16 protein-coding genes and 1 riboswitch are annotated in these 15,799 nt (G+C 43.1%); of the genes, 3 read left to right on the top strand and 13 right to left on the bottom strand.

What is annotated here, in order from left to right:
• The first annotated feature begins 6 nt into the window (after nucleotides 1–6).
• The 3 genes from L4C37_RS02315 (at nucleotide 7) to L4C37_RS02305 (ending at nucleotide 4,273) form a co-directional block, all read left to right on the top strand.
• Nucleotides 7–1,617: a BCCT family transporter gene (locus L4C37_RS02315; RefSeq protein WP_137371763.1), complete on the top strand. Its 1,611-nt coding sequence runs from the start codon at nucleotides 7–9 to the stop codon at nucleotides 1,615–1,617.
• An 89-nt stretch (nucleotides 1,618–1,706) separates the two neighbouring features.
• Nucleotides 1,707–3,533, top strand: a complete 1,827-nt coding sequence (locus L4C37_RS02310) for a hypothetical protein (protein ID WP_429767761.1) — start codon at nucleotides 1,707–1,709, stop codon at nucleotides 3,531–3,533.
• Nucleotides 3,530–4,273 (top strand): DUF3726 domain-containing protein, encoded by a 744-nt coding sequence (locus L4C37_RS02305; RefSeq protein WP_429767760.1) that lies wholly within the window; start codon nucleotides 3,530–3,532, stop codon nucleotides 4,271–4,273. Before L4C37_RS02310 ends, L4C37_RS02305 begins: the two co-directional genes overlap by 4 nt.
• A 126-nt stretch (nucleotides 4,274–4,399) precedes the next feature.
• Here the strand turns inward: L4C37_RS02305 and thiE are convergent, their stop codons facing one another.
• The 13 genes from thiE to L4C37_RS02240 all read right to left on the bottom strand — a co-directional run bounded on the left by thiE (nucleotide 4,400) and on the right by L4C37_RS02240 (nucleotide 15,770).
• Nucleotides 4,400–5,023: a thiamine phosphate synthase gene (thiE, locus tag L4C37_RS02300; protein WP_429767759.1), complete on the bottom strand. Its 624-nt coding sequence runs from the start codon at nucleotides 5,021–5,023 to the stop codon at nucleotides 4,400–4,402.
• A gap of 97 nt (nucleotides 5,024–5,120) precedes the next feature.
• Nucleotides 5,121–5,909 (bottom strand): hydroxyethylthiazole kinase, encoded by a 789-nt coding sequence (gene thiM / locus L4C37_RS02295; protein ID WP_429767758.1) that lies wholly within the window; start codon nucleotides 5,907–5,909, stop codon nucleotides 5,121–5,123.
• Between the two features lie 14 nt (nucleotides 5,910–5,923).
• Nucleotides 5,924–6,658, bottom strand: a complete 735-nt coding sequence (gene tenA, locus L4C37_RS02290) for a thiaminase II (RefSeq protein ID WP_429767757.1) — start codon at nucleotides 6,656–6,658, stop codon at nucleotides 5,924–5,926.
• Nucleotides 6,659–6,751: 93 nt separating this feature from the next.
• Complete coding sequence (locus tag L4C37_RS02285) at nucleotides 6,752–7,684, bottom strand: ABC transporter substrate-binding protein (protein WP_429767883.1); 933 nt, start codon at nucleotides 7,682–7,684, stop codon at nucleotides 6,752–6,754.
• A 132-nt stretch (nucleotides 7,685–7,816) separates the two neighbouring features.
• Nucleotides 7,817–8,632, bottom strand: a complete 816-nt coding sequence (locus L4C37_RS02280; protein ID WP_429767756.1) for an ABC transporter permease — start codon at nucleotides 8,630–8,632, stop codon at nucleotides 7,817–7,819.
• The gene (locus L4C37_RS02275) at nucleotides 8,625–9,551 is read right to left on the bottom strand and encodes an ABC transporter ATP-binding protein (protein WP_429767755.1); all 927 of its coding nucleotides are present in this window, start codon (nucleotides 9,549–9,551) and stop codon (nucleotides 8,625–8,627) included. Before L4C37_RS02275 ends, L4C37_RS02280 begins: the two co-directional genes overlap by 8 nt.
• The gene (gene thiD / locus L4C37_RS02270) at nucleotides 9,541–10,416 is read right to left on the bottom strand and encodes a bifunctional hydroxymethylpyrimidine kinase/phosphomethylpyrimidine kinase (protein WP_429767754.1); all 876 of its coding nucleotides are present in this window, start codon (nucleotides 10,414–10,416) and stop codon (nucleotides 9,541–9,543) included. The genes L4C37_RS02275 and thiD overlap by 11 nt, the downstream gene beginning before the upstream one ends.
• 99 nt (nucleotides 10,417–10,515) lie before the next feature.
• Nucleotides 10,516–10,627: riboswitch (TPP riboswitch) on the bottom strand.
• A 115-nt stretch (nucleotides 10,628–10,742) separates the two neighbouring features.
• The gene (locus L4C37_RS02265; RefSeq protein WP_429767753.1) at nucleotides 10,743–11,477 is read right to left on the bottom strand and encodes a hypothetical protein; all 735 of its coding nucleotides are present in this window, start codon (nucleotides 11,475–11,477) and stop codon (nucleotides 10,743–10,745) included.
• A gap of 30 nt (nucleotides 11,478–11,507) precedes the next feature.
• Nucleotides 11,508–12,371, bottom strand: coding sequence for a LysR family transcriptional regulator (locus tag L4C37_RS02260; RefSeq protein WP_137371755.1), 864 nt, complete (start codon nucleotides 12,369–12,371; stop codon nucleotides 11,508–11,510).
• A 155-nt stretch (nucleotides 12,372–12,526) separates the two neighbouring features.
• Entirely contained in the window at nucleotides 12,527–13,348 is an 822-nt protein-coding gene (locus L4C37_RS02255; protein WP_429767752.1) for a DUF1365 domain-containing protein, read from the bottom strand.
• Entirely contained in the window at nucleotides 13,345–14,610 is a 1,266-nt protein-coding gene (locus L4C37_RS02250) for an NAD(P)/FAD-dependent oxidoreductase (protein WP_429767751.1), read from the bottom strand. The genes L4C37_RS02255 and L4C37_RS02250 overlap by 4 nt, the downstream gene beginning before the upstream one ends.
• A gap of 3 nt (nucleotides 14,611–14,613) precedes the next feature.
• Nucleotides 14,614–15,336: an SDR family NAD(P)-dependent oxidoreductase gene (locus L4C37_RS02245; protein WP_137371752.1), complete on the bottom strand. Its 723-nt coding sequence runs from the start codon at nucleotides 15,334–15,336 to the stop codon at nucleotides 14,614–14,616.
• Nucleotides 15,336–15,770, bottom strand: coding sequence for a nuclear transport factor 2 family protein (locus L4C37_RS02240; RefSeq protein ID WP_137371751.1), 435 nt, complete (start codon nucleotides 15,768–15,770; stop codon nucleotides 15,336–15,338). Before L4C37_RS02240 ends, L4C37_RS02245 begins: the two co-directional genes overlap by 1 nt.
• Nucleotides 15,771–15,799: the final 29 nt, after the last annotated feature.

Genomic DNA, 15,799 nt, shown 5'->3' with positions numbered 1-15,799 from the left:
CAGAGTATGTCTGATTTAACCAATAGCGTGAAAGCTTCAAATGTAGCAAATGCAAATCTATCTGCGGCAAACCGTTCTGCCTCAGATAAGGCGAGCCAGCCTGAATCAACATCCGATAAACTGGGGTTAAGTAACCCTGCCTTATGGTACAGCGGCGGATTCATCGCTCTGTTTGTTGCCCTCGCTTTATTTGATGGGGAGCTGTTATCAAGCCTAGTGAACTCGGGGTTTGGATGGTCAGTCAAAGTGTTTGGCCCTTATTGGCAAATACTTCTTCTGTTGACATTTCTGATTGGTATTGGCTTGGCAGCAGGGCGAACCGGTAAGGTTATTCTAGGGGGAATCGCAAAGCCTGAAATGGATGGGTTCCGTTGGATGGCGATTATCTTCTGTACGCTTCTAGCCGGTGGCGGTGTGTTCTGGGCGGCGGCTGAGCCTATCGCGCATTATGTTAGTCCTCCTCCATTGTATGGCGCGCAAGAAAATACCCAGCAAGGTGCAGTTAACGCTTTATCTCAATCTTTTATGCACTGGGGCTTTTTAGCGTGGGCAATTGTAGGCAGCTTAACGTCTATTGTGGTCATGCATTTACATTACGATAAAGGTTTACCTCTTAAACCTCGAATCTTGCTTTACCCAGTACTTGGCGAGCGAGCATTGAAAGGTCATACCGGCGCTTTAATTGATGCATGTTGTATTGTCGCGGTAGCGGCCGGCACGATTGGTCCTATTGGGTTTCTTGGCTTACAAGTCAGCTATGCGTTGAACGCTTTGTTTGATATTCCAGACGGCTTCACAACTCAGCTCATCATCATTCTGTTTGCGATTGCACTTTATACGTTGTCAGCTTTGAGTGGTTTGAATCGCGGCATGCAAATGTTGAGTCGTTATAACGTTATCCTTGCAATGGCATTGATGATTTACATCCTGATTTTTGGTCCAACTAACTTCATCTTCAATGGTTACATTCAAGGTGTAGGCAGCATGATTGATAACTTCATTCCAATGGCAACTTACCGTGGTGATGAAGGCTGGTTAAGCTGGTGGACGGTGTTCTTCTGGGGCTGGTTCCTAGGTTACGGTCCGATGATGGCTATCTTTATCGCTCGTATTTCTCGTGGGCGTAGCATTCGCCAATTGGTCAGCACCATCAGCATTATTGCACCATTAGTTACCTGTTTTTGGTTCACGATTGTTGGCGGTACGGGTCTTGCGTTTGAAATTGCAGAACCAGGCACAGTAAGTAAAGCATTCGAAGGGTTTAACTTACCTGGAGCATTACTGGCAGTGACACAGCAACTACCTATGCCGATGCTGATTTCAATCTTGTTCTTGATTTTGACCACAATCTTCATTGTGACAACCGGTGACTCGATGACCTACACCATCAGTGTAGTAATTAGTGGTGAAACTGAGCCAAATGCTGTTATTCGAGTGTTCTGGGGTGTGATGATGGGGGTAACGGCATTAATCCTTATTTCCCTTGGATCTGGCGGTATTTCTGCCCTGCAATCATTCATTGTGATAACCGCAGTACCAGTTTCATTAATCTTGCTCCCTTCTCTTTGGAATGCACCACAAATAGCAATGAAGATGGCAAAAGAGCAAGGGCTATAAACGAAAAGCTGTATAAAAATTCGCTATAAGCCGATAGATCAGAGCTGCAAATAAGCAGCCAATGCAGGAGGCGGGATCGTCCGCCTCCAATGAAATCCAATAACGAGCAATACTCTATAACTATAAAGGTGGTGAGCAAAATGGATGCACATCGTTCTACTTACACTGAAGCACAACTGCGCAATGCAGACATCGTCATGGCACCTGAAAGGCTCGGTGCAATGCACCAAAACCGAATCAGTTTCGTGAGAACTCTGATTCGAAAAATGGCGCAACAGCAATGGAAAGTCACAAAGCATGAATGGCAGCTATGCCCACGCGGTTTTGGCCACGTTATCTACAAATTAGCGACCCCTAACCATGTTTATCATTTAGTCGTATTTTGTGATGAGATTGCCGACGATGAACGCAATGATCGTGTAATTGCTGAAAAGTGGGACGTAACTTTTGCCTTAGTCTATGGTGATGTTGATGTGAGCTTGCTGGAACAACTGCGAGCGAATGTACCGCTTCAAGAAGCGGGGCGTAATCCAAACAATGTTTTGGTGCTAGCGCGTGCAAACAAGAGTGTTCGTGTGTTTGAGCATATTGTTAGCCATTTAGCGAAAGGTGTTCAACCCACTACTAATGAACTTGCTGAAGTTGGGTATATTCTCCGCACAACCGCTGTATATGGTAATGGCAAATTCGGTATTGCTGACTTTAAGATTTTAGAAAATAACCCAGATTTCAATCAGTCATTTAGTGCTCAAATGTGCGCGGTGTATATGCTTCGTGAATTCAGTTTAGACTGGGTTCACTACTTGGCTGAGCAACAAGGTGGTGAGGCTGCCATTCCACTTCACCGAGGCTTACAGCGATACCTTGGTGTTGGTAATGCGACTGGTCTTGGTATGGCGCCTTATCTGATTAATCACCCAAGTGTTGTTGACCAATGGATGACGACCCGTGAAACCGCTTTAGCTGCTGTGCTTGCCTGTGAAAGCGAACCTGCACTGTATGATTCCTTGCTGTCATTGATTCAAAAAGGTATCAGCCATTTAGAGCAAGTCATCACTATCAATGAACACCAAAAAGAGCTGAACGCGATAGCGGTGCACGATTTAAAACAGTTGAATAGCAAATTTGATTCTTTCATGTCTACAAATATTGAATCTAGCCTTAGTTCTAATCCGAACCAAAGCCAAAGTTCAACTTGGAATGATCTTGTTAATAAAACACAGCATATGAGTTTGGAAGCCCAAGAAATCTTGCTCTCGTGCTTGATGGAATTGTACCCAGAATTAGTGGACGCCCATCAAGATAATATGAACTGTGATGAAACCTTGTTTCTACCAAGCGGCAAGAAAATCCAAGATCTACTTGTGACCTTAGAAGATAATTACGGTTGGGCAATCAATACTGATTTCACTAAGCCTGATAATAACTACTGGTTTTGGTATCGCTCACAAGATAAAGAAGAACCAAGGTTAGGAGTACGCGGCGAAGAGCCAGGTGAAGAGCGCGAGCTACCATTAGATATTGGTCGCCAAGCTTATCGTTTGTACCATGCTTTACAGGAACATGCGCCTGAACTATCACTTGCCGAGTTTCTAATACAGAGACCTAAATATCGTGCGATTGCTCGCCGAGTTTGGACATTGGGCCATAAAGCGATGGGTGATATTCAGATGAATGTGTTGCATCAGTCATCTCTACCTATGCATTTGCTACGTTGCAAATTAGCGGTATTTGGAGCCACGAAGTTTGATCCAAGATCGGACCGCTGGGTTCGCGTGACCTTCTTCCAAGGGGCACCATTACTGGATGAAATCAGCGAAGGTGAGTGGTTATTCCCATTGCTTCCGAGCAAGTTGGAATTAGGTCAACAACAGCATCAACAATACCAAGGTATCGTACCGGGGGCAGAGTTATGATTGTTTCTCACAATGAATTGGTGGCTGCGGTAAACAAAGCCTTTTTAGGTATGCGTCGCTCATGCGGTGAAGCCGATGTTATCGCCGGTATGGTGGCTGATCTACAAATGGTAGGGTTAGACGGTGTTCGCCATTTTAATAATGCGAGTGACTTTATGGGGTTGGAAGATGATTGCCCTGTCGATATTTCTGTCACTTCTGACAATGCGATTGAAGTCGATCTACACAAATGCAGCTTAGCGTGCCATTTGCCTGTAATAATGGACTATGCCATCGAAAAAATGATTGGTGTTAAAGCATTAAAGATTGAACTAAATAACTGTCACAACCGTTGGTTGGCTTACAGTGAACTAGTGAAGTTAGCAGCAAAAGGGATCGCATGCACAGCGAAGTGGGATAACGGGACAAGCCCAAAACGCACTTTGTATGTTTTGAACCGTGGTTGTGTTGCACCTGAACTGTTTCTATCTGATTTGGTTATGGAATCAGAAGAGAGCCTACATAATATGACGATTGAATTATCGGTCCATGATTTTGATGTGGTGCATTTATCAAAAGGCTATACGACTCATATAGAGTCTCATAAGCTGGCTGAAAAACAGAAAAAAGCGTGGAATGAAGGGATTTATATTGATGACTCTCAATGGAGTACATTGAAAGAAACCGCAACGGCTATCTTAGTGGAGTCGAGCCAACGTTCTGCACAAGGCGCTGGTGAGCTGTTCACCGCTGAATCCTAGCACTGAGCACTGAATTATAGCCAGAACGCTTATGAGAGCTTAGTTTCCCCTTAGCTAGGCTCTCACTTTGTGATTTAGAGAGTGTTCCTTACTCTCTTTTTTTATTTTATGTTTTTCACTTCCTACTTATTTCGATTTTTCTATCAAAGACAGTAAATGTTCAGAAGCAGATTTCGGATCTTCTGCGTGGCAGATGGCTGAAACCAATGCCAAACCATGGACGCCTGTTTGTGAGAGTTGTGGGATGTTGGATTCATTAATCCCCCCAATACCGACAATCGGTAATTGCGTCGCTTTTAGCGCCATTTCTAACCCTTCAATCCCCCAGTGTTTCTTGGTGTTGGTCTTGGTCGGTGTAGAGAAAATCGCACTTAACCCAATGTAGTCGATTGGCAAAGAATTGGACTCTTCTAACTGCTGCTCATTTTCAATAGACAGCCCAAGTATCTTATTTGGTCCTATTAATTGTCGAGCGACAGTGGCGGGCATATCCGATTGCCCTAAATGAACACCATCGGCATCAACGGCGAGTGCTACATCAACGCGATCATTAATGATTAACGGTACATCAGTGTTCGCTAAAATTGCTTTAACCGCTTGAGCTCGTTCAATAAAGGCGCGCACATCGCCATGCTTTTCACGAATTTGTACCATAGTGACACCGCCTTGCACTGCTTGTTCAATAACAAACCTTAAGGTATCGAGATCTTGTTGGTCATCAGTAACCAGATAAAGTGTGTAAGGGTTCATAGGGACCTTCAAGTCAAAGTTCTGAGAGATGCATTAGCCCTTTCCTCTTTCTAATTTAAGGAGCAGGGCTATATGATTAAGTGCTATTTATTGATGATTAATTTTGTATTTTAAGACGCTGTAGCAATGTTGCTTCATCAAGTTGATAAAGCTCATCAAGTAAATTCATTTGTAGGCTGCCTGGACCGCGAGATTGCTCTGCTGCGATTTCTCCCACTACTCCAAGAATTGCAGCCGCCGCTAGCCCAGTATCATCACCCACCGCGGCGAATGCGCCAGTTAGTGCTGTTAAAGTACAGCCCATACCTGTCACGTAGGGCATCAATTGGTGCCCATTGTTTAGCTTTACGACTTGGTCTTGGGTGACGACATAATCCGTCTCGCCAGAAATAACCACGTTAGCACCGTATTCTGAAACCAAGCATTGCGCAGCTCCTAACGCTGCATCGCTGCTATCTAGGGCATCGACCCCTTTGCTTTGTGCTTGCTCGCCGGCAAGAGCAATGATCTCAGAGGCATTACCCCGAATAATGAGTTTATTCGCTAGTCGAGCGATAGTACGTGCGGTTTCAGTGCGAAGTGCGCTTGCACCGCAGCCAACTGGGTCGAGAATGACAGGTTTATTGTGTAGATTCGCTTGCTCAACAGCGTAGCTCATGCGAGGGATCCATACACTGTCTAGCGTACCAATGTTGATCACCAGTGCGCCTGAAAATGACATCATCTCTGCCATTTCTTGAGTGGAATGCGCCATGATAGGAGACGCACCAATTGCCAATAAGGCATTCGCAGTATTGTTCATTACTACGTAGTTCGTAATATTAACGACCAGTGGCTTTTGTTCTCGAACGGCACTAAGTGCTTGAGTAATTTTTTCGATTAACACGGCTAGTTCCTTATTTATGAATTGCTTGGCTGAGGGTGCTCGGATTGAGCCTGAGATTGGATAGGATGAGACTGGCTGTTAATCGTGCTCAGTATATTGAGCCCTTGCTGCCAAAAAGCCACTTCCATGCGAGTTGCGGTTTTAAATATATGAACGATGTTTTGGCCTCGTTCGCTATCAATATCGATATCCGCGAGCAGCTGGTTGAAGTATTCCGCGCCAGTTGCTACTCCTGATTGGAACTCTTCACCGCCATAAAGGTTTATCCAGCTTGCGTATGGGTTACCTTCCTGCACCGTAGTGTCACTTTCTATTAACGCTTTTCCAATGACCGCATAGCCGATTGAGCAAGGCGCTAAAGCCGCGTAAAGATCAACCAAATCTCCCGTCATTCCCGCGTCTAATACATAGCGGGTATAAGCAACGGTACCGAAATCCTCAGGCTCATTTTCAAGATCACTTTCGGTTAAACCCCATTGCTCGCAGTAAGTCACATGATGGGCAATTTCAGAATCCAACAAAGCATGGACGCTAGGTAAAGCTCGGCGCATATCAGCCAATGTTTTTGCCTTATAAATAGCTAAGGCATAAGCACGCGCATACTGCTTCAGGAACAAAAAATCTTGCTTGAGATAATGTAAAAAACAAGGTTGTTCTAAGGTACCTTTCGCTAACTGAGTAACGAATGAATGCTCGGTATAGTCTTGCCAATCTTGTTCGCAAGCTTGAATTAAATCTTGGTATTTCATGGTGCTTTCCTAATCGAAGTAAGCACCGAGAGCCAGTTCTCGGTACTTATCCAGAATGATTTTATGAGTTCGGCTTAAATTATTGAGATCAGCTTAGTTAAACGTTGGTACGTAGCTTGACGCTTTAGGTAGAGATTTGATGATGCCTTTGTCATACATGAACTGTGCGTAGTCATCGTAACGCTTATGATCGACAGCCGACGGGCGCAAAGCGAAGCGAGTAAGTGTGTCGTTCCATGCGCGCTTGTTGAGTTCGTTGTTCAGTGTGTCTGGCGAGTAAGCTACAAATTCTTTCCACGATTCTTGAGGGTGGTTGACGATGTAAGTCGTCGCTTGTTCTAATGCTTTATTGAATGCTCGAATGGCTTTTGCATCATGTTTATCTGCATTGGCGACAAAAACTAATTCATCGTACGCAGGCACGCCGTGCTCTTCAGGGAAGAAGGCTTTAGCTTTAAACCCTTCTAGTGCTAATTGGTTGGTTTCGAAGTTACGTAATCCGCCCCAAATAGCATCCACTTTTCCAGAAGCAAGAGATGAAGACAGCGCCCAGCCAATATTGATCGTTTCAACATCTTCAAATGCGACATTTTCTTGAGCAAGCATAGTGCCGATCGTCGCTTCTTCATTGCCTGCTATCGCGATACCAATTTTTTTACCTTTTAAGTCGGCTAATGAATCATTCTTGCCGTTATCTAGCACCATTAAAGTATTTAGTGGTGTTGCGATAAGTGTAGAAGCGCGAACCAGTGGTAAGCCTGCTGCCACATCCATGGTTAAGCTTGGTTGGTAAGTAACCGCAAGATCGACGCGACCTGCTGCAACCAGTTTGGCTGGGGTACTTGGATCCGCAGGCTCTTGTATCTCAACTTCGATGCCTTGATCTTTAAAGTAACCACGTTCATGCGCAATAACGATTGGACCATGGTTGGGGTTCACGAACCAATCAAGCATAAGTGTCATTGGCTTTTCAGCTGCTAACGCGTGACCTGAAGTAAGAGAAGTAAGCAGGGCAATAGCACTCATTAGCTTGGTCTTTAATGGCTTAGTCTTTAATAGATTAGTATTTTTCACTTTTGTCATTTCCTTTTGCATTATGGTTGTCTGTGAGATATGTTCTGAGTTTTTACTTTTAAGATTGCTCGCAGCTTGGGTTTATTATTGGTTTTCCCAAGGTATTGCTTTTTTTAGTATTTTGTCGGTGATGAAATAAAGCGAGATGGATAGCACCGCCAGAATGAATAGTGCGGCAAACATTTCATCAATGATCATTCGTGCATTTGCTTGCAACATTAAATATCCGAGCCCGGCACTAGAGCCGACCCACTCGCCTACGACTGCGCCAATTGGGGCAATGACAACGGCGACACGTATTCCAGAGGCTAATGTTGGCAATGCGGCTGGCAATTGAATATGACGGAGTAGTTGCCATTTAGATGCGCCCATGGTTTTAGCAAGATCTAGGTAGCCCGTTGGCGTATTTCTTAGTCCGTCATAACAACATGTGGTGACAGGGAAGAAGATAATGATGGCTGCCATCACGACTTTAGAAGCCATACCATAGCCTAGCCAAAGCATCAAAACTGGTGCGATAGCAAAAACAGGAATGGCTTGGCTGGCAATTAAGATGGGCAATAACCAGCGTTTGAGCGGCTCAAACATCAACATCTGCAACGCGAAAAATAGCCCCATAGAAAGCCCAAGCAGTAAGCCGAATATGATTTCTTGTGCGGTCACCCATGTGTGTTTGAGTAACACGTCATGTCTTTCAATGAGCTTTATCATGACTTCTAGCGGGGCTGGTAATATGAAGCTCGGCATGGCAAATACCGTTACAACGAGCTGCCATAAACCTAACACCACGGTGCCACTTATCAGCAAACGTACCGCTGGGTGGGTGCCTTGTTTTTGGTTAAACGTCGTTTCAACTGATGCCGTATTCTGTAATGCGTTATTACTGGTTTGGTTACTCATAATCACGCTCCAGCTGATTGAGTATCGCCTGTTGGAGCTCTGCGCATTTCGCATCCAATATTCTTGGAGGACAAGTCGAAGGTACTGAAAGAGGGTGAGCATTAGCTGGAGTGCCTTGTAATACATACAAGTTATTTGCTAAACGGACCGCTTCTTGGGGATCATGAGTAATCAGCACAACGGTTTTATCTTGAAGCAATTCACTGGCGAGTGTTTGTAACTTATGTCTGGTGACAGCATCAAGCGCTGAAAATGGCTCATCCATCAATACGACGGGTTTGTCTTGCATCAGCGTTCGAGCTAATGCAACGCGCTGGCGCATTCCACCAGAAAGTTGAGCAGGTTTTGCATCTGCGTAGTCAGCCAGCCCGACTGCTTTTAAGAGTGAGAGAGCCTTTGCTTGAACATTGTTAGCAGAAGTAGCCTGTTTTGAAATATCGTGTTTAGAAGCCGACTGCTTAGAAATAGAGCCGTTAGACTGAGTCATAAAGCGCTCACTCAAACAGACGTTATCAATCACTGAAAGCCAAGGCAGTAGAAGATCTTGCTGCGCCATGTAGGCGATACGACCCTGCAAAGGCTGGGTGTCTGAGGTAGACAGTGAGCCATTCCATTCGACTTTGTCTTCTAGCAAACCAGCTAAATAACGTAAGACGGTGGTTTTCCCGCAACCACTTCGACCAAGTAGTACTGTCCATTTCCCAGCTTCAAGGTGTAAATGCAGGTTAGCTAAGGTATCCACAGCACTATCTTGGTAACGCAAGCTGGCATTATTTATTTCAATACCGACCTTGCTTATCTCGACATCTACCTTGTTTATTTCAATACCGACTTTTAACTGGCTTGTATGGTCTACGTGCACTGGTTTCTTTGGCTGACATTCAGGTGCTTCCTGTATGTCAGCAGTATTAGCGGACATTAGCATGCCCTGCATAGAAGTGGTTTACTGGTCCATGCCCTTGTCCAACTTGTAGTTCATCCGCGTGAGCAATCGCTTCAGATATGTATTTTTTACCTAAATTTACCGCTTGGCTTAGTTCATTACCTTGAGCTAGAAAAGACGCAATAGCGGAAGAAAGGGTACAGCCAGTACCATGAGTGTTTTTGGTCGGGTAGCGCTTTGCACTGATTAGAGATGAGCTACTTGGTAGTATGAGCAAATCATTACTGTTCTCGTCCTTCTCTAAATGACCACCTTTCAGTAAAACCGCCTTTGCGCCTAATGCTCTTAACTCTTCAACCATGTCTTGCATGTCAGATTCGCTTTCAGGCACTGGTTTCCCTGTTAAAGCGGCACCTTCCGGTAGGTTCGGGGTGATAATATCCGCAAGTGGGATCAGCTCTGCTTTTAATGTACTGATGGCCGATTCTTTCAGCAGTAAATCACCGCTGGTCGCTACCATTACTGGGTCGATAACTAAATGTTTTGGTTGGCACTGCTTAATTTTTTCGGCAACAATTTTGATAATCTCAGAGTCGGCCAGCATGCCGACTTTGACAGCCACAATATTTAGATCGGTGAAAACAGCGTCTAACTGGCTTGCCACGTGTTCTAAGGGGATGGGGAAAATGGCAGATACGCCTTGAGTGTTTTGCGAAGTGATAGCTGTGATGACAGAGCAAGCGAAGCTGCCAGTTGCAGACATGGCTTTGATATCAGCTTGAATACCCGCGCCGCCGCCACTGTCTGAACCTGCGATGGTTAAAACGATCGGTGTCGTTAAATCTGAAATGGTATTTTGTGAAAGGTATTCTGAATGAAGCGATTGTATTGGTGATGTCATGATGGCTCCTACTGTCGAAAAGACGCAGGAGAACAGGCATAGATCGATGAAAGGCGTGCAGTGAGAACAATGAGTGAAGACCCTATTGAAGTACTACGCAGATCAATGCTTATAGTTCCCTACGCCAGTGCTAACTGAATCAGGTTCAACGGGTCTCGAATTACGATCTCAGCAAATACAGATAACTGTATTTGCCCCCCGACTATTGAGCATAATCATAACAGTACTTCCTACCTTGGGGTACTGATTTTAGACAGCCTAAGTATATTAGAAAGTCTTAAAGTAGATATTCTAAATGGGATGATAAGTTTTAATTTACGTTTGATTTAAAGATAACCAATGGCGTTATGGATGTTTGAAAAAAGCACATCATTGACGATTTCATCTTTAATCATTTTTTGATTGTTCGCCAACTCAACATCTGAAGAGATCCTAAAGCGTTTCAGTTCTGAATCGATAAGGTTGTAGATATGAACCCCATTCGTTGTTGAACCATTCGTACTTTTAATTACAGACGAGCTATCAGACGAGATTGCCTCGAAATCAAAGCTATATGAAAGCGCATTTTTCCAGCTTTTTGAGTCGTCAGTGATATCAAAATTCAAGTTTTCGACATCATTGATTTTTGAACTGGTTGGGTAGTACAACATAGCGTCGATACCGATTAGGTTATCTTCTATAAGGCTGCGGTTAACGGTGAGTTTGAGGGTTGAAAACTCACCACGAGCATTGGCTTCATTTTGTTCGTCAAACTCAGAATAATGGATAGAAAAATCTTCAGTGGTTGGGTCCCAATGACAACTTAAATTGTATGCTGTATCCGTAGCAATGGCATTGGTGTAATTGGTGTGGCAGATGCTAATAATGTGCGCATAATCAATGCCTAAATGTTCAAAAACGTCTTGATAAGTCTCTTTTAGTTTATTGTCTATCTGGGTTTCACTTAGTTTATTTTCTAAAAGTGAAGCCTTGCTTTGAACATCAACATCGTTACATGCAATAAGGATAGGTAAGGCGCTAAGAGCCAGCAATTTTTTTAACTTTGGAGTTTTATTCAGCATTGGAGTCCAGGACGTAATTTTAAAGGCGATTTAGTAATGATTAATCAAATGACGTTTAAGCCATTGCGTTGCAACTCCGTTTGCCTTTAACTCTGGGGTGATAAGCTCAATTCTGAGTAAGTGCCCCTTTTCACTGATTTCCGATTCAATGATATCGATTCGTTCTTGATTTTCTAATGCGACTGATTTTGGAATGACTGCCCAGCCAATGTCATTTTCAACCAAGGTGATCACTGACTCCATATCACTAACATTCACTCTCTCGATATCCGGTAAATCTATGTATTTATGTTCAAGGTTATAGATACTAGAGCGTGAAACTTGTTTAAAACCAAACAAATCTGCATGCCCAACAGGTGTTTTGGTTAATGGATTACCCTTGGAGCAAATTAAGCAGGTTTCTATGTAGTCTATGGTTTGAAAACGTATACTTTTATCAAAGAACCAGCGTCCAGTCGCGAGCCCTACATCGACTTCATTTTTCTCAATAAGGTAAACAATATCTTGAGTCATTAACTGCCTGACCACTAATTCAACCGTTGGGAATGTTAGTTGGAAATCAACAATGAGTTGGCGCATCTTTTTAGTCATCAGCCAATCATCAATAGCAAGCACAATCCGATCTTCAATGCCGGAAGATAAATGGTGGGCGTGGCTGAGTAGCGTCGTTTCAGATGCGATCATGTTCTTCGCATGAAACAATAAGGCAGCACCTTCGTTAGTAATAGTTGGTTTATAACCACTACGATCGAACAATGATAAATTTAGGTCGATTTCTAAATCTGAGATAGCGTTACTAATCCAAGACTGAGCTTTGCCTTGTTTTTTGGCTGCTGCGGAAAAAGAGCCACATTCAGCTGCGTACACAAATGCTTTAATTTTATCGGTGTTCAAATGACTGTAAACCTTAATCGCGTTATACCATCAGTATTTGTGTAGATTATAGGCTAAAAATTGAGATTAAAAGATAGACACTATAACTATTTGTTATAGTTTTCGATGTTGAGGGGCTTGGAGGCATAAATTACATTGATTATTGTGTCTCAAAACTAACGTTGTGATGGCTCACTTTTGGTTTCAGGGTGTGCTACGAAAGGGACTTTTTTAATAAAGAGTTTTAGGGCTTGATAGTAAATACCAAATACAATTTTGAAGGTCATAGAAGGAATACTAAGTAAAGTATTCCATAAACTTTGCGACGAAATTGGTCTTTTGGATAGGGCTAATGTCGCATCGAATACCTTGCGTTCTATATTTTGGTCATTGGACTTTCGGTTTTCAATATGGACTAATGTGCTATGCGCTGGCGGTTTAATTTTCCAGTGGTACATCATATTAAGATCCATGAAAGGTGACACATGAAAGTCCTTTTTTACTTTCATCTCTTTCGCCATATCAATTAAGTAATAGTGCCTTTGACGCCAAGGAGTGTTACTGACTTCTGCCAGCATATACTGGCATTTTCCTGCTAAATCGTAACAAAAATAGCAATTTATAGGGCTAAAATAGAGCCCTAAGCAGCGGCACTGAACCAGCATTGTCACTCTGTTTGAAGTATCCCAAGTACCACCCAATAGTTTTACTTTATCTGATATTCTATCTTTTAAATTGCCGGGCTCGTTTCTAATGTAGTCGGATTCGACAAATCGAATTGGGTTAAACCACCTCAGCCCAAAAACAAGGCTACGCGATGAGGTTTTAGCCAACTCATCAAGATCAATACCCATCATGAACAGTTGATAGCTGAACTTATGGGTAATCTCACCGAAACGGCGGTGGCGTACATTGCCCCAATAGATGCCGCTGAACTCATCTTCGCTGCGTGCTGAGTCAGAGTGTGTCGAGCTAGAGTGTGCTGAATTCGTTTTCATAAACCGAGACCAAAACGTTTAGTCACATCTAAAGCACTGCGTACACCGTCTTCATGAAAACCGTTATACCAGTATGCGCCAGCAAAGTGGCAGCCATTTTTTCCACAAATTAGCTCACGCTTGTGCTGCGCTGTAACCGTTGTGGTATTGAGTACCGGGTGGTGATAAACGTAGCTTCTGATTATCTTACTTGGGTCAATCGCTTCGCTTTGGTTCAACGTGACACAGAAAATATCATCACTTTGAATACCTTGCAGGATATTCATGTTGTAGGTCACGCAGGCTGGGCGTTGGCTGTTCCCATCAAGCATATAATTCCAGCTTGCCCAAGCTAATTTTCTATCTGGAAGCAAGTTAAGATCGGTATGTAATATGACTTCATTTCGGCTGTAAGGAATCGAACCTAATACCTCATACTCTTGGGAGGTTGGGGCTTCAAGTAAACTCAGTGCTTGATCTGAATGACACGCAAATATGACTTCATCAAAGTTTTGTTTTTCACCGTTTTCAAATTCTATAACGATTTGATTTTCGCTTTCGGGTTCATTACGAATCACTTTTTTGATTGAGGTATTTGTCTGAACCGGTTTACTTAATCGTGACAAAATTACGTCTACATAAGAACGCGAACCTTTCGGAATAACATACCACTGAGGGCGGTTTACAATGTCTAGTAGACCGTGGTTGTAGAAAAATTGAATGAAAAATTTGAGCTCAAACTGCTCCATTTCATTCAAGCTAGTTGACCAAATTGCAGCGCCCATAGGCAAGATGTAGTGCTGGCTGAAAAAGTCAGAAAAACTATTAGACTTCAGAAAATCACCTAACGTGACATTTTCAGGAAAGTCATTCACCTCATAGGCTTGTTTACATAGCTTATTAAATTTGATGATTTCAGAAATAAGCTTCCAAAACTTGGGTTTGAAGATGTTACGTCTTTGAGCGAATAGTGAGTTGATACCGTGTCCGTTGTATTCAAACTTAGTTGTAGTGTTATGCACACTAAAACTCATTTCTGTCGGTTGGCGATCAACTCCTAGTTGAATAAGCAGCTGATTAAAGTTTGGGTAAGTTCTGTCATTAAAAACAATGAACCCAGTATCAATAGAATAGGCTTGCCCTTTATGTTCTATATCAACAGTTGCAGTATGCCCACCCACATAGTCATTCTTTTCAAATACAGTGACGTCATGCTGTTCATCTAATACATGGGCGCAAGTTAGCCCTGAAATTCCAGATCCAATAATCGCGATTCTTTTCATTTGCTAACCCATCCTTGTTGCGAGTTTTTGCCAGAGAGACGTTGGGAGAAATCGTAGACATTTCATGATGAAAATAAACTTTCTCGGAAAGCTGATATCTGCTTTACCTTGTTCAATGCCTTTTATGATTCTGTGAGTCGCTTGTTCGCTGCTTATCAGCATTGGCATTGTGAAAGTATTACGATCGGTGAGAGGGGTTTCAACAAACCCTGGGTGAACCAGAGTGACGTTAATATTGTGCTGAGTAAGCGTCACAGACAGTGTTTTTCCTAAGTAGCTTAATCCCGCTTTTGATGCACCGTAGGCTTCTGCTCTTGGCAAGGGCAGTAAACTCGCACTGGAGCTAACTAGAACCAAGCGTCCTCCTGGTTTTAGGTGCTTAAGCCAAGCTTGTAGAGCATAACCAATGGATATTAAGTTAACATTGATAATACGTTCAAACATTTGAGCGTCAAAGTTTAGCGGGTCGTCGATGTATTCGCAGTCCCCTGCATTGAGAATCAGTAAATCAATAGGTTCTTGATTCTCAAGAGAAGGGTAGTTGTGATAGTCGGTAAGATCGAAGCACAAAGGCGTGATGGTGGCATGAGAAGGTAGCTGTTCCATCAGCGCATCTAATTTAGGCTGGCTGCGCCCACATGCTATGACATCATGACCTTGATTTACATAACTCAGCGCTAGAGAGTGCCCTATCCCAGATGTAGCACCTGTGATCATAATACGCATTATTGGCTCGCTCTTTTTTTGATGGCTTTGACGGCAGATCCAAGCAAAGGAATATGCTCATAAAGCATGGCGCCCACATCAAGGTAGTCTTGGTGGAAGATAACTAAGCCATCTTGTTCTTTTAAATGAGAATGACCATGTACGGTTATCGGGTCTTGACCGTTTAATTGCTTATGAACAAAGGTCATTCTCCAATAAACAGCCGCTTCTCCACTTTTTGATTCAAATGTATGCTCAATAATGAAATTACAGCTCGTTACTTTTGTGTATATTTGCTCGAAATAGTGTGTCAAAGCTGGTAACCCATAAACGCGGTGCATTGGGTCTTTGAACTCAATCTCTGGGTGATAAACTGACTTGAGTGAATCAAAGTCAGTTGTACCAAGCTCTTGGTATACAACTAAAAAATTCTGTAACCAAACTGAATTATCCATAACCAGCGTTCTCAACTCTTGTTTGCCGT

The organism is Vibrio kagoshimensis, assembly GCF_050337535.1.
Classification (GTDB): Bacteria; Pseudomonadota; Gammaproteobacteria; order Enterobacterales; family Vibrionaceae; genus Vibrio; species Vibrio gallaecicus.
The sequence above is the reverse complement of the archived record's forward strand: the minus strand, read 5'-3'. Positions and strand labels throughout refer to the sequence as shown.

Coding starts and splice junctions, on each gene's coding strand:
- L4C37_RS02240 (WP_137371751.1), bottom strand. CDS start 15,770: ATGGATAATTCAGTTTGGTTACAGAATTTTTTAGTTGTATACCAAGAG.
- L4C37_RS02250 (WP_429767751.1), bottom strand. CDS start 14,610: ATGAAAAGAATCGCGATTATTGGATCTGGAATTTCAGGGCTAACTTGC.
- L4C37_RS02305 (WP_429767760.1), top strand. CDS start 3,530: ATGATTGTTTCTCACAATGAATTGGTGGCTGCGGTAAACAAAGCCTTT.
- L4C37_RS02280 (WP_429767756.1), bottom strand. CDS start 8,632: ATGAGTAACCAAACCAGTAATAACGCATTACAGAATACGGCATCAGTT.
- L4C37_RS02265 (WP_429767753.1), bottom strand. CDS start 11,477: ATGCTGAATAAAACTCCAAAGTTAAAAAAATTGCTGGCTCTTAGCGCC.
- L4C37_RS02245 (WP_137371752.1), bottom strand. CDS start 15,336: ATGCGTATTATGATCACAGGTGCTACATCTGGGATAGGGCACTCTCTA.
- thiD (WP_429767754.1), bottom strand. CDS start 10,416: ATGACATCACCAATACAATCGCTTCATTCAGAATACCTTTCACAAAAT.
- tenA (WP_429767757.1), bottom strand. CDS start 6,658: ATGAAATACCAAGATTTAATTCAAGCTTGCGAACAAGATTGGCAAGAC.
- L4C37_RS02255 (WP_429767752.1), bottom strand. CDS start 13,348: ATGAAAACGAATTCAGCACACTCTAGCTCGACACACTCTGACTCAGCA.
- L4C37_RS02285 (WP_429767883.1), bottom strand. CDS start 7,684: ATGAGTGCTATTGCCCTGCTTACTTCTCTTACTTCAGGTCACGCGTTA.
- L4C37_RS02315 (WP_137371763.1), top strand. CDS start 7: ATGTCTGATTTAACCAATAGCGTGAAAGCTTCAAATGTAGCAAATGCA.
- L4C37_RS02310 (WP_429767761.1), top strand. CDS start 1,707: ATGAAATCCAATAACGAGCAATACTCTATAACTATAAAGGTGGTGAGC.
- thiE (WP_429767759.1), bottom strand. CDS start 5,023: ATGAACCCTTACACACTTTATCTGGTTACTGATGACCAACAAGATCTC.
- L4C37_RS02275 (WP_429767755.1), bottom strand. CDS start 9,551: ATGTCCGCTAATACTGCTGACATACAGGAAGCACCTGAATGTCAGCCA.